Genomic DNA, 22,122 nt, shown 5'->3' on the forward strand with positions numbered 1-22,122 from the left:
CCCCCCAGCAGCGCATGACAGTCTTTCTCTATTTTTTTCGACAGTCCTTATCTCAACACTTTCACGACTCTCATCGCGCTATTGCGGTGCAACACGCTCTTGATTACCGAAGCTTCACTCCTTTATGTTGCATGGCCGTGGAATGAAACACCTCCCCCTATCGACTGATAATGACCTCCAGAAACACGCGAGGCCCGCCAAATTGGCGAGCCTCGCGTGTGACACTTTCCCAGGAAATACTGCAACAGAAGTCATGCCTTCGTCAGTAACGACTACCTTCCATTCCTACAGACTGGAAGCGAACACCACTACCACACCAATCGGTGCAATATAACGAGCCACGAAGCTCCATAATGAGAAAGCAGAATCGCTCATGTTGAGCTGACTGCGCACTTCATCACGGCCCATGAACCAGCCAACAAAGACGATGGTCGCCAAGCCAGTCAGCGGCAGCATCAATTTACTGGTCGCATAATCGAGCAAGTCGAATACCGTCATGCCTTCAAACTTGCCGAACATACCCAGCGGCGAGACATCGCTCCACACATTGAAGGACAGGATGGTGGCAATACCTAACAGCCAGGTCGCGATACCGGCCACCCAGGCAGAGGCAACGCGTGACATAGGTGTCTTCTCTTCCAGCCATTCGACGATGGGTTCCAGCAGCGAGATGCCGGACGTCCAAGCCGCGAACACCAACAACACGAAGAACATCACACCAAACACTTCGCCGCCGGGCATTTGACCGAAAGCCAATGGCAGAGTCTGGAAGATCAGGCCCGGGCCAGCGGCAGCATCGAGTCCATTGGAGAACACCACCGGGAAGATGGCCAGACCTGCCAACAATGCGATCACGGTATCCAGCACCACCACTATCAATGCGGTGCGACCGATATTGACGTCATCGGAGAGGTAGGAACCGTAAGCCATCATGATGCCCATACCCAATGACAGGGTGAAGAAGGCATGTCCCATCGCCGCCAGCACGCCATCCTTGTCGAGCTTTGAGAAATCGGGCGTCAGCAGCCAGGCAGCCGCCTCACCGAAACCATCGGTGGTAGCAGCATAGCCGACCAACATGATCAGCATGACCGCCAGCAACGGCATCAGGATCTTGGCAGCACGCTCAAGCCCCCCAGCAACCCCGCCCGCAACGACCAGAATGACCATCAGCATGAAAGCACTATGCCAGGCCAAAAGAGTGGCCGGGTTACTGAGCAGCCCACCAAACAGGCTACCGGCCGTATCAGCGGTCAGGCTCTCGAAGCTGCCAGTTGCTGCGTCCGCGATAAAGGCCAGCGCCCACCCTCCGATCACGCTATAGAAGGACAGGATCAAGTAGGCGCCCAAGACACCGGCGACCCCGATCAATACCCAGGCAGGGCTTCGCTTGAGACGTGCACTGATATTACTCATGGTCGAGATGGGGTTCTTCTGACCCAGACGACCAAGTAGCCATTCAGACATCAGGATCGGCAGGCCGATCAGCAGAATACAGACCAGATAGACGAGCACGAAAGCGCCGCCGCCGCTCTCGCCGGTCATGTACGGGAATTTCCAGATATTGCCAAGGCCAACGGAAGAACCGACGGCGGCCAGGGTAAAGGCCAGGCGGGAAGACCACTGTGCGTGGGTATGCGGTTTAGATGACATGTGAATCCCTGATTCGTCGCGAGAGTGCCTGTCGCAGATAGGACAATGAGCACCTTGTTGTGCTTGTTGCATCTTGTCGCATATTCGGATGGATCATCCGCTTGCAGACAAGATGGCGTCGCAGGATCACTGCAGTAATACATCTACCGCCTTCCGATGGCCGGGTAGGTCATGGAAGGCAGGCAAACTAGTGCCTATAGGCACGCCGGAACAAACATTGTGCTCATTTCCGGTAAATATCGCCGTGGTAGAGGCAACATGTAGCTAAAGTTACTTGATTGGCTCTCTATCTGCCAGCAAGCCACCATCAGACCATCGCCTCACGGAAGAATTGTACGCCGTGAGATATCACTGTTGATAAGCGCCTTAAACGCGATATATCAGAACAGGCTGCCCTGGCACTCCCCGGGAAACTCGCCTATCGGTCGCCAGCCAAGACGAGAATGCACCTGATTGGCTAACAGTCGAGCAAGTGCCGGTGCCGCCTTGTTGTCAGGAGTATGCACAAAGAGAAAAGGGCTTTTCCCCTGTTTTATCCACAGAAATAGACGCTCTATCCAAGGAACGAACAGACGTAGATTGGTCGCTTCATCGTAGTGGCCAATGAAGCGTACGATGGGCTGTCTGGCGCTGGAGAACACATGCAGTGGGCGATGCGGCTTTTCCGAACGTGCCACGGCAAGGCCCGGATGTATCGTGTTCGGCCCGCTGAAGAGTGGGCGGACATCCAACATCACGCGATCGACTCCATGACTTATCAACAATCGATTCAACTGACGTTCTACCTCACCCTTGGCGAAAAATATCGGGTCTCGTGGCTCAACGGCCCACTCAAATCCTTCTGCCTGCACATGGACGAAGAACTGCTCCAGGCGTGGCAAGACTTCACCACCAAGATCGCGTGGCAGCTGAACCATGATCGGTCCCAAACGTCCCTTCAGTGGTGCGATGCGCTCAAGAAACGCCGCAAGCTCATCCTCGATCCCCACCATACGTAATTCGTGAGTCAGACGTCCCGGCAGCTTGAAGCAGAAGCGAAATCCCGCAGGGGCCTGACGTGCCCAGCTGGCGATGGCCTCTGCTGTCGGCTGGGCGTAGAAACTGGTATTACCCTCGACACAATCAAACACCTGAGCATAGTCAGCCAGATGCTCACGCGGGCCACTGCCCGGTAACAGGCTGCCTCGCCAATCATCATTGGCCCACATGGCAAGACCAAGATGCAGCTCACCAAACTCTGTGTCTACCGTCGGTGCATTCGGCGATATAACTGCGCGCTTATGGTGCATCTTGAGCTGGATTCCCAATGGATATCACTTGATAACTGCTGATGACATAGCAGATATTTCTGCCACCAAAGCGACGTAAGCACAATAATAACTGTCACTTCCCCATGCTATGGTCCGCTTCCTGCATGACGACGTCATGGCGACAGCTGAGGCTCGAGCCACGCGCAGTGCCAACAGGCGGTACATCCACCGCCTTGGCCCCCTCTTCCTGCCAGCCACAAGCCGGGCTGGAAGACATCTCCATTGACTGCCCTTATCCCGGAGCCTGTCATGACAGCTTTTCAACGTCTTATTCTGCGTGCCAATAGCGGACGCTCATGGGCGGCCAATGCCATCACGCTACGTAGCCTAATTACCCTCGTTGAGGGTTGCTTGCTCGTCGCACTTGGCGTTCATCTGCTGCAGGCCGGTGGCCTGTTGGTCAGTGGCACCGCGGGGATATCACTGCTAGGAGCTGACCTCACATCACTGAGCTTCGGTAGCCTGTTCTTCCTGATCAACCTGCCCTTCTACTGGCTGGCCTGGAAGCAATTGGGACTTAACTTCACCCTACGTACACTGGGCTGCGTCACCCTGCTATCAGTACTGTCCGATGTGCTGACCAGCAGCCTGCCCCTGGGCGAAGTCAGCTTGCCTGTCGCCGCTGTCGCTGCCGGGCTGTTGATCGGCCTCGGCGTGACGCTGCTATTTCGCGAGAACGCCTCACTGGGCGGGCTGAATATTCTATCGCTACACCTGGAGCGTCGCTTCGGTATTCACGCCGGGCGCACCACGTTCAGTTTTGATCTGCTGCTGATTGCGCTCGCGGCGCTGGCCTATCCCTGGCCACAGGTCGTGGGCTCTGCGCTGGCCTTTGCCACGCTATCCTTCGTGCTTGGCCGTTACCACCGTCGTACACCACAGACTACAAAAACAACGAGGGATATCACACACAGCAGCGAAGACAGTGTGCAGGCCGCTGGATAGTGCTCAGCGACGTCCTCGGTTACCGCCAGACGGTGAACGAGGGCCCTTGCTAGCCGCCCCCTTACCCGCAGGCTCTTGCCATTGCCACCATTGCTGCCTTTCTTGGTCGTGCCACTTGTCGCGTTCCCACGTGTCCGAGGCTTGAGACCGCCCGCCAGACCGCTGCTGCTATTGCGCCCCCCATTGCTGCCAGCATCACGCGAGCGCTCCTGTTCAGAACGCCCTGGGCTAGAGCGATCTTTCGCCGGCCGCTCACGGCGGAATGAGGCATCTTGTTGGGTCGATTTTCGGCTAGCCGTCTTTTTACTCGGCGCGTCCCTGTGTGAGCCACGTCTAGCATCAGTATCCTGTGCGACACGCTGGCTACGCGCAGCCACCGCATGCTGAGATGGTGCAGGAGCAGCCTCCGCTCTCGAAGCTTCCTCAGTACCGCTAGACCCTTCGATCATCTGCTGGATATTCGCCATCTCGCGCTTGGTCAGATAGCGCCATTGGCCAATACCAAGCCCTTCCAGACTGATATTCATGATCCGCACGCGCTTGAGCTTGAAGACCTCATAGCCCAGCGCCTCGCACATGCGGCGAATCTGACGATTCAACCCCTGGGTCAGCGTGATGCGAAATACGTAGGTCGATATCTGCTCGATACGACACGGTAGAGTAACAGTGTCGAGAATCGGTACACCCGCCGCCATCCGCTTGAGGAAGTCTGTCGTGACGGGCCTGTCGACCCGCACTACGTACTCCTTCTCGTGAGCATTGCCGGCACGCAGAATCTTGTTGACGATATCGCCGTCGCTGGTCAGAAAGATCAAACCATCAGACGGCTTATCGAGCCGGCCAATAGGGAAAATACGTTGCGGATGCCCGATATAATCGATGATGTTGCCATCAACATGCCGCTCGGTCGTACAGGTGATGCCCACTGGTTTGTTGAAGGCCAGGTAGACGGCTTCTTTCTTTTCTTTCAATGGCTTGCCATTGACCAGCACCTCATCACTCGGCGCCACCTTGGTCCCCATTTCGGGCACGATACCATTGATGGTCACTCGTCCATCGGCAATGTAACGGTCGGCCTCACGGCGCGAGCAGAAGCCTGTTTCGCTGATGAACTTGTTGAGGCGGGTAAGCGATGCGTCACGATCAGTCATGGCAGGTCACGTGCGTGCGCCGGGCGATGAACGCGCAGCGGACGGAAGGGAATAAGAAGACAGGTGCACAGGATACCAAAACGGCAGCCCTGAGGCTGCCGTCTGGCGGACGAGGAGTTGCCCCTCGTTGACTCGGAACATACCAGTTTCAGGCACTGTCCCGTGAGTCTTGTCGATCGGTTTACTCGACCGTGACGCTCTTGGCCAGGTTACGCGGCTGATCCACATCGGTGCCCTTGAGCACGGCCACATGATAAGACAGTAGCTGTAGCGGCAACGTATAGAGAATCGGTGCCAACAGCTCGCTGACGTGAGGCATACGTAACACGCGCACCCCCTCGCTCTCTTCCAGACTGATATTTTCGTCGGCGAAGACGAACAATTCACCGCCACGCGCGCGGACTTCCTGCAGATTCGACTTGAGCTTCTCAATAAGCTCGTCATTGGGCGCAACTGCCACGACTGGCATGTCAGCATCCACCAGCGCCAGCGGGCCATGCTTCAGCTCGCCCGCCGGATACGCCTCGGCGTGGATATAGGAGATTTCCTTGAGCTTGAGCGCGCCTTCCAGTGCGATAGGGAACTGGGTGCCGCGACCAAGGAACAGAGCATTGTGCTTGTCGGCAAACGCCTCGGAGAGACGCTCGATCTCGCTGTCCATCGCCAGTGCCTTGGTCACCAGACCCGGCAGCGCACGTAGGTCACGTACGACCTCGGCTTCGCCCGCGTCATCACCACCACGCATACGGCGCAGCGCCAGGGTCAGCAGCATCAGGCCGACCAGCTGGGTAGTGAAGGCTTGGTAGAAGCAACGCCGATTTCTGGGCCGGCCATCGTCATCAGGCTGAGGTCAGACTCGCGCACCAGTGAGCTTCCCGGTACGTTGCAGATTGCCAGGCTGCCCAGGAAGCCACCCAGCGACTGCGCATAGCGCAATGCAGACAGCGTATCCGCGGTCTCACCAGACTGGGACAGGGTCACGAACAGGGTGCCATCAGCCACGACGACCGGACGATAACGGAATTCAGAAGCGACCTCGACCGCTGCCGGAATACCCGCCAGACGCTCTATCCAGTAACGCGCCACCATGCCGGCGTGATAGCTGGTGCCGCAGGCGACGATCTGCACCTGTTTGACCTGACTGAACAGTGTCTCAGCTTCACTGCCAAAGCTGCGTACCAGTACACGGTCACCGTTCAGGCGGCCTTCCAGCGTAGCGGCCAACACCCGCGACTGTTCGTGAATTTCCTTGAGCATGAAGTGGCGATAGTCGCCTTTCGAAGCAGCGTCCTGTGCGTGTTCGAAGATCTGGATCGGACGCTCGTTGGTCGAGGTGATCAGGCGCTCGCCCTGCTCAAAGATCTCGACCTGCTCCGCTGTCATGCGGACCAGGTCGCCTTCCTTGAGATAGATGAAGCGGTCGGTGACCTGCAGCAGGGCCAGCTGATCAGAGGCCAGGAAGTGCTCATCGATACCCACACCGATCACCAGCGGGCTGCCCTGACGCGCGCCAATCAGCACATCTGGCTGAGCGCGATGAATCACACCCAACGCGAAGGCACCATCCAACAGCGCAACGGATTTCTGCACTGCAGTCAGCAGGTCCTGACTCAGGGTGTATTCGCGCGCCAACAGATGAGCGACGACTTCAGTGTCAGTCTCGGAGGTGAAGACATAGCCCTGACCTTGCAGCTCACGCTTGAGGGTTTCGTAATTCTCGATGATGCCGTTATGCACCACGGCCAGGCTGTCACCTGACTGATGCGGGTGAGCGTTGGCTTCCGTCGGGGCACCATGTGTGGCCCAGCGCGTGTGAGCAATACCCACGCGACCCTTGAGCGGCGAATCACCCAGACGCGCTTCCAGCGCACCGACCTTGCCCAGTGCACGAACGCGGTTCAGACGCCCTTCTTCCGAGAGCACTGCCATGCCCGCGCTGTCATAGCCGCGATATTCGAGGCGATGCAGCCCCTCAAGCAGGATGTTCTGAACGTTACGACTAGCGACAGCGCCTACGATTCCACACATGAGCAATCTCCTTATGCTGGGGTGTGCGCAGGCAGAGGGGCAACAAGTACCTCGACGCCATGGGCACGAATTTGGTCACGCGCGGCACTGGGCAGCGCGTCATCGGTAATCAGGGTACTGACGCTGGACCAACCCAGCTCCAGATTGGGAATGCGGCGGCCCAGCTTGTGGGATTCCGCCATCACCACCACTTCGCGCGACACCTCGGCCATCACGCGTGACAGGCCGATCAGCTCATTGAAGGTGGTAGTGCCACGCTCGACATCCAGACCGTCCGCGCCAAGAAAGACCTGATCAAAGTCATAGCTGCGCAGTACCTGCTCCGCCACCTGACCCTGGAAGGAGTCGGAATGTGGATCCCAGGTACCGCCCGTCATCAGCAATACCGGCTCGTTCTCCAACTCGCGGATGGCATTGGCAACGCTCAGCGAGTTGGTCATCACGATCAGGTCATCACGACCCTTGAGCTCGGGAATCAACACCACAGTGGTCGTGCCGCTGTCGATGATGATGCGCTGATGGGCACGAATGCGACTGGCCGCCAACCGAGCGATGGCCTGTTTGGCGGCACTCACCGGCTCGTCATGTACCAGCAACTCACGTGGCATGGCTACGGCACCACCATAGCGACGCAGCAACAAACCGCTTTTCTCGAGAAAGGCCAAGTCCTTACGGATGGTGACCTCCGAAGTGGCAAGCTCCCTCGCCAGCGCCTCGACACTGACTTCACCATCACACGCCAGCTGATCGAGGATCTGGTGACGCCGTTGTGGTGTCAGTCGCTTTGACATCGGGGACTCCCATGAAGTTTCGAACCGAAAGATAAAAGAGGTAAAACGAAACATCAAGCGAAAGACAACATTGCATGATGAGATCCATACTCTGGATGCACGACGGGGGACACCTCTCGGTATCCCCCGTCGTATCTGCCTCATGCACGCGTTACCACACGATGCCTAACAGCTACTTCTCGCCACTTACTTCTTCGTCGGGCGTGGCCATTGTGGCTTATCGACACGCTTGCCACGCGCCACGCTCAGCGCGCCATCTGCAACGTCACGGCTCAACGTCGACCCAGCACCTACTGTCGCGCCCGCGCCAATCTTGAGCGGTGCCACCAACGCAGAGTTGGAACCGATGAAGGCATTGGCACCGATTTCAGTGCGGAACTTGTTGGCGCCATCATAGTTACAGGTGATGGTGCCAGCACCGACGTTGACAGCTTCGCCGAGTGTGGCATCGCCGATGTAGCTCAGGTGATTGATCTTGGCATTCACGCCCACCTGAGCATTCTTGGTCTCGACGAAGTTACCGATGCGCGCACCACGCGCAAGCTCGGTTCCCGGACGCAGGCGCGCAAACGGCCCGACATTGTTGTCACCTTCCAGCACGGCACCATCAATGACGCTGTGCGGTGCGATATGCGTGCCTGCGCCAATGCTGGCATTGCTGATCACGCAGTGGGCACCGATGACCACGTCGTCACCGATGCTGACCTTGCCTTCAAACACGCAGCCCACATCAATGCTGATATCAGTACCGATGCTTAGCTCACCGCGTACATCGATACGTGACGGATCTGCGAGGCTGGCGCCTTCGGTCATCAGTCGATCGGCTTCACGGCGCTGGAAAGCACGCTCAAGCCCAGCCAATTGCAGACGATTGTTGACGCCCTGCACTTCTTCGACCGCGGCCGGCTGTGCAGTGGCAATGGTGACACCTTCGCCTGCTGCCATGGCGATGATATCGGTCAGATAGTACTCACCCTGGGCATTATCAGCAGATAGCGCCGGCAACCAGCGCTTGAGCTGCGCGCCGGTGGTGGCAAGAATGCCGGTGTTGCCTTCCTGAATTGCCAGCTGCTCCGGCGTGGTATCCTTGTGCTCGACGATGGCGCTGACGCGCCCCTCGGCATCACGCACGATACGACCGTAACCCGTCGGATCATCGAGGATCACCGTCAGCAGCCCTAGCGTCTGCTCACTGACTTCGGCCAGCAATGCCTCCAGCGTCTCGCGACGAATCAGCGGCACATCGCCGTAAAGGATCAACACCTTATCGTCACCGATCGCCTCCAGCGCCTGGGCCACGGCATGGCCGGTCCCCTTTTGCTCTGATTGCACAGCGAAGCTGGCACCCGTCTCAGCCAACTGTTGCTGTACGCGCTCCCCACCGTGACCAATGACCACATTCAGACGCGCACCTTTCAATCCTGCAGCAGTATCCGCCACGTGCCGCACCATGCTTTGCCAGCCAGTGGATGCAGCACCTTCGGCAACTTGGAACGCATGCGGGTGCCCTGGCCAGCGGCAAGGATGACAACATCGGTGCGGTCTGCAGTGCTCATCTTTCAACTCCTGTAGAAATGGGCGCTTCATGCCTGAAGCCCCTAAAAAAACTGGCGCCATCATAGCAGCTGGTGGGTTGCCTGCCAGTGGCGAGGTTTGCCCACGCTGATGTCGCCGTGCGCCGACTCCTGCGGGAACATCCCACCGGGCGGCTGATCGTGATCCCAATGGCTCACATTATTGATATGCGCTGAAGTGAGAGTTTTCACCTCTTGTTAGACATAAATCAGGCATGAAAAAGGCGACCCGAAGGTCGCCTTTTTCATGCCACTGGCCGTGTTGGCCCAGTGAACCTCAGCGCTTGTAGCGATCACGCAGCTGCCGCACGGTGCGCAGCTGAGCCATCGCTTCGGCCAATTCGGCCGTGGCACGTGAGTATTCCAGTTCGGAAGCCTGGTTATTCATGGCCTGCAAGGCCTGATCCTTGGCTTCCTGGGCTGCCGCCTCATCCAGGTCGTCGGCACGTACCGCTGTGTCGGCGAGGACTGAAACGAGGTTCGGCTGCACTTCAAGGAATCCACCACTGACGTAATAGATTTCCTCAGCCCCGCCCTGGCGCTGGATACGCACCGGACCGGGGAGCAGCACAGTCAGCAGTGGAGCATGACCTGGCATGATGCCAAGGTCACCTTCACTGCCGGCAGCCACGAGACGCTCGACCAGGCCGGAAAAGATGCCTTTCTCGGCGCTGACGATGTCGCAATGGACGCTCATAGCCATACCTGTTTCCTCATGCCTGAACAGGGAAATTACATGCCCTTGGCTTTCTCGACAGCTTCATCGATGGTGCCGACCATGTAGAACGCCTGCTCCGGCAGTTCGTCATATTCGCCGTCCAGGATACCCTGGAAGCCGCGGATGGTGTCCTTGAGAGACACGTACTTGCCCGGCGCGCCGGTGAAGATTTCCGCCACGAAGAACGGCTGAGACAGGAAGCGCTGGATCTTACGCGCACGTGCCACGCTCTGCTTGTCTTCGTCAGACAACTCGTCCATCCCGAGGATGGCGATGATGTCTTTCAGCTCCTTGTAGCGCTGCAACACACCCTGAACATTACGGGCTGTGTTGTAGTGCTCCTCACCAACGACCAATGGGTCGAGCTGACGAGAGGTGGAGTCGAGCGGATCAACCGCCGGATAGATACCCAGCTCGGCAATCTGACGAGACAGTACGACGGTCGCGTCAAGGTGCGAGAAGGTGGTCGCCGGAGACGGATCGGTCAAGTCATCCGCAGGGACGTAAACGGCCTGTACGGAAGTGATCGAGCCAGTCTTGGTAGAAGTGATGCGTTCCTGAAGGACACCCATCTCTTCCGCCAGAGTCGGCTGATAACCTACCGCAGACGGCATACGACCCAACAGTGCGGACACTTCGGTCCCCGCCAGGGTGTAACGATAGATGTTGTCGACGAACAGCAGTACGTCGCGACCTTCGTCACGGAACTTCTCGGCGATGGTCAGACCAGTCAGTGCAACGCGCAGACGGTTACCCGGCGGCTCGTTCATCTGACCATAGACCAATGCGACCTTGTCGAGAACGTTCGATTCCTTCATCTCGTGATAGAAATCGTTACCTTCACGAGTACGCTCGCCAACACCCGCGAACACGGAATAACCGCTGTGCTCGGTGGCGATGTTGCGGATCAGCTCCATCATGTTGACGGTCTTGCCCACACCAGCGCCGCCAAACAGGCCGACCTTGCCGCCCTTGGCGAACGGGCAGACCAGATCGATGACCTTGATGCCGGTTTCCAGCAGCTCGTTAGAGGCTGCCTGTTCCGCGAAGCTCGGGGCTGCGCGGTGGATCGGCATGTGCTCTTCAGCACCCACGTCACCGGCTTCGTCGATCGGCTGACCCAGCACGTTCATGATGCGACCCAGAGTCGCCGTGCCGACCGGCACGGTGATCGGAGCACCGGTGCTCTCAACTGCGAGACTGCGCTTGAGACCTTCGGTCGAACCCATTGCGATAGTACGCACCACGCCATCACCCAGCTGTTGCTGGACTTCAAGCACGGTCTCACTATCGGCGACGTTCAGGGCTTCGTAGACCTTGGGCACTGCGTCCCGCGGAAACTCGACGTCAATCACCGCGCCGATGATTTGTACGATACGTCCGCTCATTCCTGGTTCCTCTTAAACCTGCGATTGAAACCTGCTTGCCTGTTGCCACGCTGTCATCAGACGGCAGCGGCACCGGATACGATCTCGGAGATTTCCTGAGTGATCGCTGCCTGGCGGGCCTTGTTATAGACCAGCTGAAGGTCGTCGATCAGGTCGCCGGCATTATCGGTAGCACTCTTCATTGCGATCATTCGCGCTGCTTGTTCGCAGGCGATGTTCTCGACCACGGCCTGATAGACCTGGGCCTCGACATAGCGTTTGAGCAGCTTGTCGAGCAACGAGACGGCATCCGGCTCATACAGGTAGTCCCATGTAGTGGGACCGGTTTCTTCGTCGTTCTGATCAGCTTCGAGAGGAAGCAGCTGACGGACGACCGGCTTCTGCGTCATGGTGTTGACGAACTCATTGAACACCACGTACAGACGGTCGAGGCTGCCCTCGTCGAATGCGTCCAGCATGGCCTTGACGCTACCAATCAGATCCTGGGCGCCCGGAGCATCTCCGAGGCCGGATTTGGCGGCAAGCAGGTTGCCACCGTAGTTGCGGAAGAAGGTACCGGCCTTGGAGCCGAGGGCACAGAAGTCCACCTCGACACCCTGGTCGCGCCAGCTTTTCGCATGCTTGGTGACGGCTTTGAACAAATTGGCGTTCAGGCCACCACACAGGCCGCGATCACTGGAGACCACGATATAACCGACACGCTTCACATCGCGTTCCATCAGATACGGATGGCGATACTCCGGATTAGCCCGGGCGATGTGTCCTACAACCTTGCGGATCTGATGAGCATAAGGCTGGCTGGCCGCCATGCGATCCTGCGCTTTACGCATTTTAGATGCAGCCACCATTTCCATGGCGCTGGTGATCTTTTGCGTATTTTTGATGCTCCCGATCTGGGAGCGAATCTCTTTTGCAGCTGCCATAGCGATCTGCCCTATTCATGCCACCCGAAGGGAAACGACAGGGCCCGGTTGCACCGGGCCATGCCACTTACCAGCTCTGGGTCGCCTTGAACTTCTCGACGCCAGCCTTGAGACCATTCTTGATCTCATCATCGTAGCCGCCGGACTGATTGATCTTGTCCAGAAGATCCGCGTGCTCTGAGCGCATGAAGTCCAACAGCGCCTTCTCGAAGTCCAGCACCTTGGAGACGTCAACGTCGTTCAGGTAGCCTTCGTTGGCCGCGAACAGCGAGATCGCCATATCGGCCACGGACATCGGAGAGTACTGCTTCTGCTTCATCAGCTCGGTGACACGCTGACCATGCTCGAGCTGCTTGCGAGTCGCTTCGTCCAGATCAGAAGCAAACTGCGAGAAGGCCGCCAGCTCACGATACTGTGCGAGTGCCAGACGAACACCACCACCCAACTTCTTGATGATCTTGGTCTGCGCAGCACCACCGACACGGGAGACTGACAGACCCGCGTTGATGGACGGACGAATACCGGAGTTGAACAGGCTGGTCTCGAGGAAGATCTGACCGTCGGTGATGGAAATCACGTTGGTCGGAACGAACGCAGACACGTCGCCACCCTGCGTCTCGATGATCGGCAGTGCAGTCAGTGAGCCGGTCTTGCCTTTCACTTCACCTTTGGTGAACTGTTCGACGTAATCGGCGTTGACGCGTGCAGAACGCTCAAGCAGACGGGAGTGGAGATAGAAGACGTCACCCGGATAGGCTTCACGGCCCGGCGGACGCTTGAGCAGCAGGGAGATCTGACGATACGCCCATGCTTGCTTGGTCAGATCGTCATAGACGATCATCGCGTCTTCACCACGGTCACGGAAGTACTCGCCCATGGTGCAGCCGGAATACGGTGCCAGGAACAGCATCGCGGCCGGATCAGATGCACCGGCAGCCACGATGATGGTGTGTTCCATCGCGCCGTGTTCTTCCAGCTTGCGCACCACGTTGGCAATGGTGGACTGCTTCTGGCCGATAGCGACGTAGACGCAGGTAACACCCTTGCCCTTCTGATTGATGATGGCATCAATCGCGATGGCAGATTTACCAATCTGACGGTCACCGATGATCAGCTCGCGCTGACCACGGCCGATCGGCACCATGGCATCGATGGACTTGAGGCCCGTCTGTACCGGCTGATCGACAGGTTCACGAGCGATGACGCCCGGTGCAACCTTTTCAACCGCGTCGGTCAGCTTGGCTTCAATAGGGCCTTTGCCGTCAATCGGGTTACCCAGTGCATCGACCACACGGCCGACGAGTTCCGGGCCTACCGGCACTTCAAGAATGCGACCGGTGCACTGCACGGTCATGCCTTCTTCAAGTTGCAGGTAATCACCCAGAACGACAGCACCGACATTGTCGCGGTTCAGGTTAAGCGCCATACCAAAGACGCCACCCGGGAATTCGATCATCTCACCGAACATGACGTCTGCGAGACCGTGGATCTGTACGATGCCGTCGGAAACGCTGACGATGGTGCCCTGATTACGGGCTTCGGATGCGACGTCAAGCTTTTCGATACGCTGCTTGATGATGTCGCTGATCTCGGAAGGATTCAGTTGCTGCATGCCATGTCCCTCGGACTCAGGAGTTCAGTGCTTCAGAAAGCCGCGCCAGCTTGCCGCGAATGGAGCCGTCAATGACAGTATCTCCAGCGCGGATGATGACGCCGCCGAGCAGCGTACTATCCACCTGAGTGGTAATGGAGATGTCGCGATTCAGACGCTTTTGCAGGGCAGCAGCGAGCTTTTCTTCTTGCTCACTCTCAAGTGCAAAGGCTGACACCAGGGTCACCTCGACACGCTTTTCCTGCTCGGCCTTCTGAGCCTCGAACAATTCGGCCACGGACGGCAGGGCCGATAGACGGTCCTGCTCGCCGAGAGTCCGGATGAAATTGCGTGCGCTGTCATCCAGCGCGTCGCCACAGACGTCCAGGAAGATATCGATCCGGTGCTCGGTAGGGAGCTTCGGATTATCGAGCACTGCCTTGACGTTTGCGTCGACAGCGACAAGTGCCGCTGTCGACAACATTCCGGACCAAACCTCTAGCGCCTGCTGGTCGCGTGCAAACTCGAACGCCGCCTTGGCGTACGGGCGAGCTGCAGTGGAGGTAGACGTTTCAGCCATGGAATCAGACTCCTCAGAGCTCAGCGGCGAGCTTGTCAATCAGCTCGCGATGCTTGGCTTCGTCAATGGAGGATTCCAGGATGCGCTCTGCGCCAATCACTGCCAGAGATGCAACCTGACCACGGAGCTCGTCCTTGGCCTGATTGATTTCCTGGGTGATTTCAGCACGAGCCTGCGCAACCATACGCTCGCCTTCAGCACGTGCATTTTCACGCGCTTCCTCGATCATCTGGTTGGAGCGCTTGTGGGTCTGTTCAATGATGCGTGCTGCTTCATCCTTGCTTTCCCGTAGTGTCTCGCTGGCTTTTTCCTGCGCCAGTTCGAGGTCACGGGTAGCACGGCTGGCAGCATCCAGACCATCTGCAATCTTCTTCTGACGTTCTGCCAGAGCCTGTGTGACCGGCGGCCAAACATACTTCATGCAGAAGAAAACGAAGACCGCAAAGGCGATGGCCTGACCAATCAGGGTTAAGTTCAGATTCACGCCAGCACCTCTCGCTTCACGATTGTTGGGTCAAAATCACGGTCGGCCTTGGGCCAGCCGAGGTTTAACCGACAAACGGGTTGGCGAAGGTGAAGAACAGCGCGATACCAACACCGATCATGGTCACGGCATCCAGCAGACCAGCGACGATGAACATCTTGACCTGCAGCTGCGGGATCATTTCCGGCTGGCGCGCGGCGCCTTCCAGGAACTTGCCACCGAGAATACCGAAACCGATGGCGGTGCCCAGGGCACCCAAGCCGATCAGCAGGGAGACGGCGATAGCGGTCATGCCAAGAACTTGTGCTTCCATTGTGGAACTCCAGTTTTAGTCAAGTTTAAGTCAAGGGTTGAGGGTGTGAGCAGAGCTCGGAAATCTTGCCCCACGCCCGTCAAGACGTGGGGCGAATAACATCAGTGATCTTCGCTAGCCATGCTCAGATACACGATGGTCAGCATCATGAAGATGAAGGCCTGCAGGGTGATGACCAGGATATGGAAGACTGCCCACGGGAAGTGTAGCGGCAGCTGCCAGATACCGACCAGCGAGATCAGAATGAAGATCAGCTCGCCTGCATACATGTTACCGAACAGACGCAGTGCCAGAGAGATTGGCTTGGCGATCAGCGTCACGAACTCGAGCAGGAAGTTGACCGGAATCAGGGCAATCTGCGCCAGCTTGTTCGGGGTATTGAATGGATGCAGGGTCAGCTCGGCCACGAAGCCCTTGAGGCCCTTGACGCGAATGGAGTAGAAGATGATCAGCGCGAAGACAGACAGTGACATGCCGAGCGTGGCATTGATGTCAGTCGACGGCACCACCTTGAAGAACACATGAGCCGGATCGGCGCCGAACATCTCGCCAACCTTGGCGGCAACGCCCGGTAGCCAGTCGACGGGGATCAAGTCCATCACGTTCATCAGGAAGATCCAACAGAAGATCGTCAGTGATAACGGTGCGATCAGTCGTGAGCGGCCGTGGAAGGTCTCACGTACGGACTGATCAACAAACTCGACCATCAGCTCAACGAAATTCTGAAGACCACTGGGCACGCCAGTCGTCGCGGTCTTGGCCACTTTGCGGAACACGAACAGGAAAATCAGCCCCAGGCCGATGGACCAGCCCATGGTATCCAGGTGAATCGCCCAGAAACCCATGTCGGTCGCTTCTTGAGCATTGTGGGCCATCGACCATCCGTGCTCCGGATGATTACCGAACGTTAGATTCTGCAGGTGGTGCCGAATATATTCGGAGGAGCTCGGGTTATTGCCTGCCATGACTCTGCCTCAGGTTCGTGTGTACGGTGTTCGCTTCACTAGCCAAGGACCTAGCCAGTGAACTGCCATTGCCGCCACGTAAGCGCAAAAAAATAAAGCGGGGTTTGAGGGCGGCACTGCGATGAAGAAAAACGCAAACAATACGGCCGTCAAACCGAACTTTCCGGCCTCAGCCTGATAGAAGGCCTTGACCATTGCCTGAGCGTAACGCGCACCGGTCACACGGAGCGAACGCCAGGCGAAAAACAGATTAGGCAGCAAGCAGACTAATCCACCACTCAGGGCAGAGATAGCAGCACTGCTCCCTTTTGTCAGTCCCGCCAATAACATGGCAAGCACAATCACCAGCGCCTGTCCCCAAAGAAGTCGTGCAACCTGAGGGCGTCGCAGTGCAGCGGGTGTCGTCTTGTGCATCTTGGGCCTGTGTATCGCGGTGATGGCAATCGCCATTCCTGGTGACTACGCTTCACGCAGCCAAGGAGCAAACTCGCCGGATTATAGGGGAGCGCTGCACGGCCATCAACCAAACTGTCGGCTAAATTCCTTGATCTTTCGCAAGCTTACGACCAAAGCCTCACCATCTTGCAGGAAACAGATGACGGTTGGCTTACGTTGACAGTCACTTGCACCGCGAGCGACCAAGGGTTGCGTCAATCACAACCCTGTCGTCTAAAAGCGCTCTATTCAAGAACAATAGACAGATACTTTTCGCGCCCCTGCGACAATAGGTCACAGGGGCGCGCAGCGTTTCAGAACAAAAGTTTTCCAGAGCGAGCGCACCAACATAACTCTGACGATTACTTGATGTGGCCGAGAATGCCATCCAGCTCGTCGAGACTTGTATAAGAGATGGTGACCTTACCCTTGCCGCTCTTGCCATGACGAATGCTGACTGCAGCGCCGAGCCGCTCAGAAAGACTCGTTTCAAGGCGCTGGATATCGGCATTCGGCCGCGTTGGCATTGCCTTGGACTGCTCGCCTTGCTGAACGCTTTTCACTAAAGCCTCGGTCTGGCGTACAGTCAGTTCGCGCTCCACCACATCATGTGCCAACTTGCGCTGCCGTGCCGGACTGAGCCCGATCAAAGCACGGGCATGGCCCATATCCAGCTCACCTCGTTCCAGACGGGTCTGCACCTCTTCTTCCAGCGTCAGCAAACGCAGCAGATTGGTGACCTGGGCACGAGAGCGGCCTACAGCATCCCCCACTTGCTGCTGAGTCAATTCAAACTCTTCAAGCAAGCGCTTGAGTGCCATCGCTTCTTCGACGGGATTGAGATTCTCACGCTGAATGTTTTCGATCAGCGCTAACGCCAGCGCAACCTCGTCACTGATACCCTCACGGATAACCGCCGGGATGGTATCCAGCTCGGCCAGTTGCGAGGCTCGCCAACGACGCTCACCCGCGATAATCTCGTAACGCCCTTCCCCTATCGAGCGAACCACGATGGGCTGCATGACGCCTTGAGCGCGAATGGAGTCCGCAAGCTCTTCAAGTGCATCCGGCTGGATATCACGCCGCGGTTGATACTTGCCGCGCTGCAACTGTCCTAGTGGTATACGTTCGAGGCGCTCGCTTGGCATCTCGGCAGCCGAATCTACCGCTTCAGCAGCGTGCGAGACTTCCAGCGATGCATCGCCAGTCGCACCGCCAGCTGCCTCAATATCGATTTCGGCATGGCGGCGACGGCTTCCGGCGCCAATCAGGGCATCCAGACCCTTTCCCAGGGCACGCTTACGCGTCATGAACCTTCCTCGGTAAAGTTACAGCGAGAGACGACGAATCAATTCCTTGGCGAGCACCCTATATGCCTGGCTGCCACGCGATAGACGCGCATATTTGGTCACCGGCAGCCCATGACTTGGCGCCTCAGCTACCCGCACGTTGCGCGGAATAGTGGCCTTGATCAGGGTGTCGCCAAAGTAATCGGAAAGTTGCTTGCTGACATCGCGAGTCAGACTATTACGCGCGTCATACATGGTGCGCACGATACCAAATACGTCGAGGGCCGGATTTACGTTAGCCTGAATCTGTTCGACCGTATCCAGCAGTGCCGACAACCCTTCCAGTGCATAAAACTCGCACTGCAATGGAATCAATACACCATGCGCGGCTGTCAGTGCATTGACTGTCAGCATATTCAGGGAGGGGGGGCAGTCAATCAGTACCACGTCGTACTCACCGGCGATGGGCGCAAGAGCTTCGCTGAGACGACGTTCTCGACCTTCAACAGACAGCAGATTGACTTCAGCAGCGGTAAGGTCGCCATTGCCGGGCAACAAGGCATAGCCTGCATCAGGGCAGTCGAGAATCACATCACTAGCGCGAAGATCGCCCAGTAATACATCCAGTACACTGCCGTCGAGGTCATGCTTGTCGATACCACTGCCCATGGTGGCGTGGCCTTGAGGATCGAGATCGATCAACAAAACGCGGCGATCGAGCGCCGCCAGCGAGGCCGCCAGATTGACAGCAGTGGTGGTCTTGCCGACGCCACCTTTCTGGTTGGTCAGCGCGATGATCTTGGTCACGAGCGACTTCCTTGGTTCCTTGAGAAGCGGGGCCAGCGGCACCTGCTGCATGTTCATGAAGGACAGATCAATGATCTGTCCTTCATGAAGAGCTGGCTTCAGGCTGCCTGCCTTTTGCGCCCGGCACAATCCCTGCGCACGCCTTGTATCGCTGAATCAGTCACATTTCAGGCGCAGAAGGTGACGTTCACCCTCCTCACCAGGGACTGCCAACCGCAATGTCTCGATCAACGACACGCCCTGCGGCAGTCGTGCGATCTCATCTTTCGGTACGCGTCCCTTCATGGCCAGCCATTCGCCACCTTCAGCCAGCACGGAAGCTGACAGGTTGACAAAAGCATCGGTGTCCGCAAAGGCTCGCGAGATGATTTGCTCAAAAGGCGCACCGTCATAGGCTTCAATACGTACTTGGGTCGGGTGCAAATTCTTCAGACTCAGCTCATGCCCTGCCTGAATCTGGAAGCGCACCTTTTTACCATTGGAGTCCAATGGCACAACATCAATATCAGGCCGCATGATGGCGATCACGATACTCGGTAACCCGGGACCTGCACCCACATCCAGCAGGCGTGGGCCCTTTATATACGGCAGCACGCTAAGACTGTCGAGCAGATGACGTGTCACCATCGCTTCCGGCTCACGTACCGCGGTGAGGTTATAGGCACGATTCCACTTGTGCAACAGCACCAGCAGCGTCATCAACTGGGCATGTTGCTCATCGCTCAGAGCAATATCGAGTGCGTCTGCACCGCGGCTTAGCAACTGGCCACAACGGGCTAGTTGAGTCTCGTTCAGTGCATGACTCATTGGGCTGCTCCGGTATCCACTGCCAGAGATGCCACATCTTGTTCAGAGGTCATTTCGGCTGCTACATCTGTCTTGAGAAGTTGACGCTTTTTCATGTGAATCAACAAGATAGATACTGCTGCAGGGGTAACACCAGAGATACGGCCAGCATGGGCCAGTGTGACCGGCCGCGCTTCGTTGAGCTTCTGCTTAATCTCGTTGGACAGCCCATCAACCGTATCGTAATCGATACCTTCCGGCAGAGCGGTGTTCTCGTGACGACGCAGGCGATCGATCTCTTCCTGTTGACGCTGGATATAACCAGCGTACTTGGCCGTAATCTGCACCTGCTCGGCGATGCGCCAATCCTCGACACCTTGGCCCTTGAGACTGGCCACGTCTGGGTATTCAAGTTCCGGACGCTTGAGAAGCTCCATCAGACTCGCTTCGCGCTTGAGCGGTGAGCTCAGCTTGTCCGCCAATGGTGCCAACTCAGGGCTCGAAGGTGTCAGCCAAGTGCTTTCAAGGCGTGTCGTCTCGCGAGAGATGGCGTCACGCTTGGCTTCAAAAGCGGCCCAGCGTGCATCATCGATCAACCCGAGTTCACGGCCCTTCTCGGTCAGACGCAAGTCAGCATTGTCTTCGCGCAGTAGCAGACGATATTCAGCACGAGACGTGAACATGCGATACGGCTCGCGTGTTCCGAGCGTAATCAGGTCATCGACCATCACGCCGGTATACGCCTCATTACGTAGCGGATGCCAAGCTTCGTCGTCTGTGGCACGCAGCGCCGCATTTACACCGGCCAGCAGACCTTGTGCGCCAGCTTCTTCGTAACCAGTGGTGCCGTTGATCTGCCCTGCAAAGAACAGATTCTTGACAAAGCGCGTCTCAAGAGAGTGCAGCAGATCCTGGGGGTTGAAAAAATCATATTCAATGGCGTAACCAGGACGCGTGATGTGGGCGTTTTCCATGCCACGAATCGAACGCACTACCTCGAGCTGCGTATCAAAGGGCAGCGAAGTAGAGATGCCATTGGGATACAGCTCATGAGTGTTGAGACCTTCAGGCTCAATGAATACCTGATGGCTGTTCTTGTCTGCGAAACGGTGCACCTTGTCCTCGATGGACGGGCAATAACGCGGGCCGACACCACCGATCACACCTGAATACATCGGCGAACGATCAAGATTGGCGAAGATAATCTCGTGAGTCCGCTCATTGGTGTGAGTGATGTAGCAGTTGACCTGCTCAGGATGCAGCTCACGACTGCCCATGTAAGACATCACCGGACGTGGCGTATCGCCGGGCTGCGCTTCCATCATGCTGAAATCGACACTCTTGGCATCGATACGCGGCGGGGTTCCTGTCTTGAGACGATCGACCCGGAACGGTAGCTCACGAAGTCGAGCGGCCAGACCGTTTGCCGGCGGATCCCCTGCTCGTCCTCCGGCATGATTATCCAGACCGATGTGAATCACACCGCCAAGGAAAGTACCTGTTGCCAGAACCACCGTGGTGGCATGGAAGCGAATACCGGTCTGAGTGACCACGCCCCGCACGGTATCACCCTCGACGATCAGATCTTCAGCGCCTTGTTGGAACAGCGTCAGATTCGGCTGATTTTCCAGCTGACTGCGAATGGCGGCTTTGTACAGCGCCCGGTCTGCTTGAGCACGAGTGGCTCGAACCGCAGGCCCCTTGCGGGCATTCAACGTACGGAATTGGATACCCGCCATGTCGGTGGCCAGACCCATGGCACCGCCCAGCGCATCAATTTCCTTGACCAGATGGCTCTTGCCAATCCCGCCAATGGCCGGATTGCAGGACATCTGGCCCAGCGTCTCGATGTTATGAGTCAGCAGCAGGGTCTGGCGACCCATGCGGGCAGCAGCCAGTGCGGCTTCCGTACCGGCATGACCGCCGCCGATGACGATCACGTCAAAGCGGTTCGGGTAATCCACGTTGGCACCTCGGGGTATCACAAAACTTTGGGATGAAGCGCTGTCTGCACAGTGCAGATCAGGCAAAACGGCCAAATCCAATGTTGGATCGGCGTCTGGCAGACGGCTGTGACGGATGAATGATCGTCACCGATAGGACCTGCTCGACCCTGGTTGGGGAGCTGATGTTCAGAATCGAGATGACGTCTGGGCCGCACAGTATAAACCGCCTGTGGGTAAGCGTCAGGAGTTTTCCACAACCGCCGGGCTAGACCGATGTGATGTGGACAGCCTCCACGGTGCCGATACCGCACCAATCGGTCAATCATCGGCTATCGCTTGAGGCTTCGATTTTCGAAGTGAATCTATCTGCGTATCGAATGAATCATCCGGGTGTTCGTTATCCCGAACAGATGCATGGCGAAGAGATCATATTGATCCCGATAGG

Annotated in this window: 19 protein-coding genes and 2 pseudogenes; 1 reads left to right on the top strand and 20 read right to left on the bottom strand. The window is 57.3% G+C overall.

Annotation, left to right across the window (positions count from 1 at the left end; genetic code table 11):
- Positions 1 to 285: 285 nt before the first annotated feature.
- From BF12_RS0108825 to BF12_RS21990, 3 genes are all read right to left on the bottom strand, one after another.
- Entirely contained in the window at positions 286 to 1,653 is a 1,368-nt protein-coding gene (locus BF12_RS0108825) for a sodium-dependent transporter (RefSeq protein ID WP_024951957.1), read from the bottom strand.
- Between the two features lie 380 nt (positions 1,654 to 2,033).
- Positions 2,034 to 2,942, bottom strand: coding sequence for a DUF72 domain-containing protein (locus BF12_RS0108830; RefSeq protein ID WP_084488048.1), 909 nt, complete (start codon positions 2,940 to 2,942; stop codon positions 2,034 to 2,036).
- Positions 2,943 to 3,036: 94 nt separating this feature from the next.
- A complete protein-coding gene (locus tag BF12_RS21990; protein WP_156941156.1) occupies positions 3,037 to 3,186 on the bottom strand; it encodes a hypothetical protein in 150 nt (49 codons plus the stop codon).
- Positions 3,187 to 3,212: 26 nt separating this feature from the next.
- Here BF12_RS21990 and BF12_RS0108840 point away from each other — a divergent pair, with 26 nt between their 5' ends.
- Complete coding sequence (locus BF12_RS0108840) at positions 3,213 to 3,908, top strand: YitT family protein (RefSeq protein ID WP_024951959.1); 696 nt, start codon at positions 3,213 to 3,215, stop codon at positions 3,906 to 3,908.
- On the opposite strand, the gene rluF is transcribed toward BF12_RS0108840, so the two are convergent.
- From rluF to mnmG, 17 genes and pseudogenes are all read right to left on the bottom strand, one after another.
- Entirely contained in the window at positions 3,824 to 5,059 is a 1,236-nt protein-coding gene (rluF, locus tag BF12_RS21665) for a 23S rRNA pseudouridine(2604) synthase RluF (protein WP_024951960.1), read from the bottom strand. The genes BF12_RS0108840 and rluF overlap by 85 nt on opposite strands.
- Before the next feature lie 181 nt (positions 5,060 to 5,240).
- Positions 5,241 to 7,087, bottom strand: a pseudogene (gene glmS / locus BF12_RS19420) (glutamine--fructose-6-phosphate transaminase (isomerizing)).
- Positions 7,088 to 7,098: 11 nt separating this feature from the next.
- Positions 7,099 to 7,878, bottom strand: coding sequence for a DeoR/GlpR family DNA-binding transcription regulator (locus BF12_RS0108855; RefSeq protein ID WP_024951961.1), 780 nt, complete (start codon positions 7,876 to 7,878; stop codon positions 7,099 to 7,101).
- Between the two features lie 186 nt (positions 7,879 to 8,064).
- A pseudogene (glmU, locus tag BF12_RS19425) lies at positions 8,065 to 9,434 on the bottom strand (bifunctional UDP-N-acetylglucosamine diphosphorylase/glucosamine-1-phosphate N-acetyltransferase GlmU).
- A 295-nt stretch (positions 9,435 to 9,729) separates the two neighbouring features.
- Positions 9,730 to 10,155: a F0F1 ATP synthase subunit epsilon gene (locus BF12_RS0108865; RefSeq protein ID WP_024951962.1), complete on the bottom strand. Its 426-nt coding sequence runs from the start codon at positions 10,153 to 10,155 to the stop codon at positions 9,730 to 9,732.
- A gap of 29 nt (positions 10,156 to 10,184) precedes the next feature.
- Positions 10,185 to 11,558 carry a F0F1 ATP synthase subunit beta gene (gene atpD, locus BF12_RS0108870; RefSeq protein ID WP_024951963.1) on the bottom strand — a complete coding sequence of 458 codons (1,374 nt, stop codon included), beginning with the start codon at positions 11,556 to 11,558 and terminating at the stop codon, positions 10,185 to 10,187.
- A 56-nt stretch (positions 11,559 to 11,614) separates the two neighbouring features.
- A complete protein-coding gene (gene atpG, locus BF12_RS0108875; RefSeq protein WP_024951964.1) occupies positions 11,615 to 12,481 on the bottom strand; it encodes a F0F1 ATP synthase subunit gamma in 867 nt (288 codons plus the stop codon).
- Positions 12,482 to 12,548: 67 nt separating this feature from the next.
- Complete coding sequence (atpA, locus tag BF12_RS0108880) at positions 12,549 to 14,093, bottom strand: F0F1 ATP synthase subunit alpha (RefSeq protein ID WP_024951965.1); 1,545 nt, start codon at positions 14,091 to 14,093, stop codon at positions 12,549 to 12,551.
- 16 nt (positions 14,094 to 14,109) lie between these two features.
- Positions 14,110 to 14,652, bottom strand: a complete 543-nt coding sequence (locus tag BF12_RS0108885) for a F0F1 ATP synthase subunit delta (RefSeq protein WP_024951966.1) — start codon at positions 14,650 to 14,652, stop codon at positions 14,110 to 14,112.
- 13 nt (positions 14,653 to 14,665) lie between these two features.
- Positions 14,666 to 15,136, bottom strand: coding sequence for a F0F1 ATP synthase subunit B (locus BF12_RS0108890; RefSeq protein ID WP_024951967.1), 471 nt, complete (start codon positions 15,134 to 15,136; stop codon positions 14,666 to 14,668).
- Positions 15,137 to 15,200: 64 nt separating this feature from the next.
- A complete protein-coding gene (gene atpE, locus BF12_RS0108895) occupies positions 15,201 to 15,449 on the bottom strand; it encodes a F0F1 ATP synthase subunit C (protein WP_011508579.1) in 249 nt (82 codons plus the stop codon).
- 101 nt (positions 15,450 to 15,550) lie between these two features.
- Complete coding sequence (gene atpB, locus BF12_RS0108900) at positions 15,551 to 16,414, bottom strand: F0F1 ATP synthase subunit A (RefSeq protein WP_024951968.1); 864 nt, start codon at positions 16,412 to 16,414, stop codon at positions 15,551 to 15,553.
- A gap of 9 nt (positions 16,415 to 16,423) precedes the next feature.
- Positions 16,424 to 16,864, bottom strand: a complete 441-nt coding sequence (locus tag BF12_RS0108905) for an ATP synthase subunit I (protein WP_248623654.1) — start codon at positions 16,862 to 16,864, stop codon at positions 16,424 to 16,426.
- A 347-nt stretch (positions 16,865 to 17,211) separates the two neighbouring features.
- A complete protein-coding gene (locus BF12_RS0108910; protein WP_024951970.1) occupies positions 17,212 to 18,159 on the bottom strand; it encodes a ParB/RepB/Spo0J family partition protein in 948 nt (315 codons plus the stop codon).
- An 18-nt stretch (positions 18,160 to 18,177) separates the two neighbouring features.
- A complete protein-coding gene (locus BF12_RS0108915; RefSeq protein WP_024951971.1) occupies positions 18,178 to 18,945 on the bottom strand; it encodes a ParA family protein in 768 nt (255 codons plus the stop codon).
- Positions 18,946 to 19,101: 156 nt separating this feature from the next.
- Positions 19,102 to 19,752 carry a 16S rRNA (guanine(527)-N(7))-methyltransferase RsmG gene (gene rsmG / locus BF12_RS0108920; RefSeq protein WP_024951972.1) on the bottom strand — a complete coding sequence of 217 codons (651 nt, stop codon included), beginning with the start codon at positions 19,750 to 19,752 and terminating at the stop codon, positions 19,102 to 19,104.
- Entirely contained in the window at positions 19,749 to 21,695 is a 1,947-nt protein-coding gene (gene mnmG / locus BF12_RS0108925; RefSeq protein ID WP_024951973.1) for a tRNA uridine-5-carboxymethylaminomethyl(34) synthesis enzyme MnmG, read from the bottom strand. The genes rsmG and mnmG overlap by 4 nt, the downstream gene beginning before the upstream one ends.
- Positions 21,696 to 22,122: the final 427 nt, after the last annotated feature.

Source organism: Cobetia crustatorum (assembly GCF_000591415.1).
Classification (GTDB): Bacteria; Pseudomonadota; Gammaproteobacteria; order Pseudomonadales; family Halomonadaceae; genus Cobetia; species Cobetia crustatorum.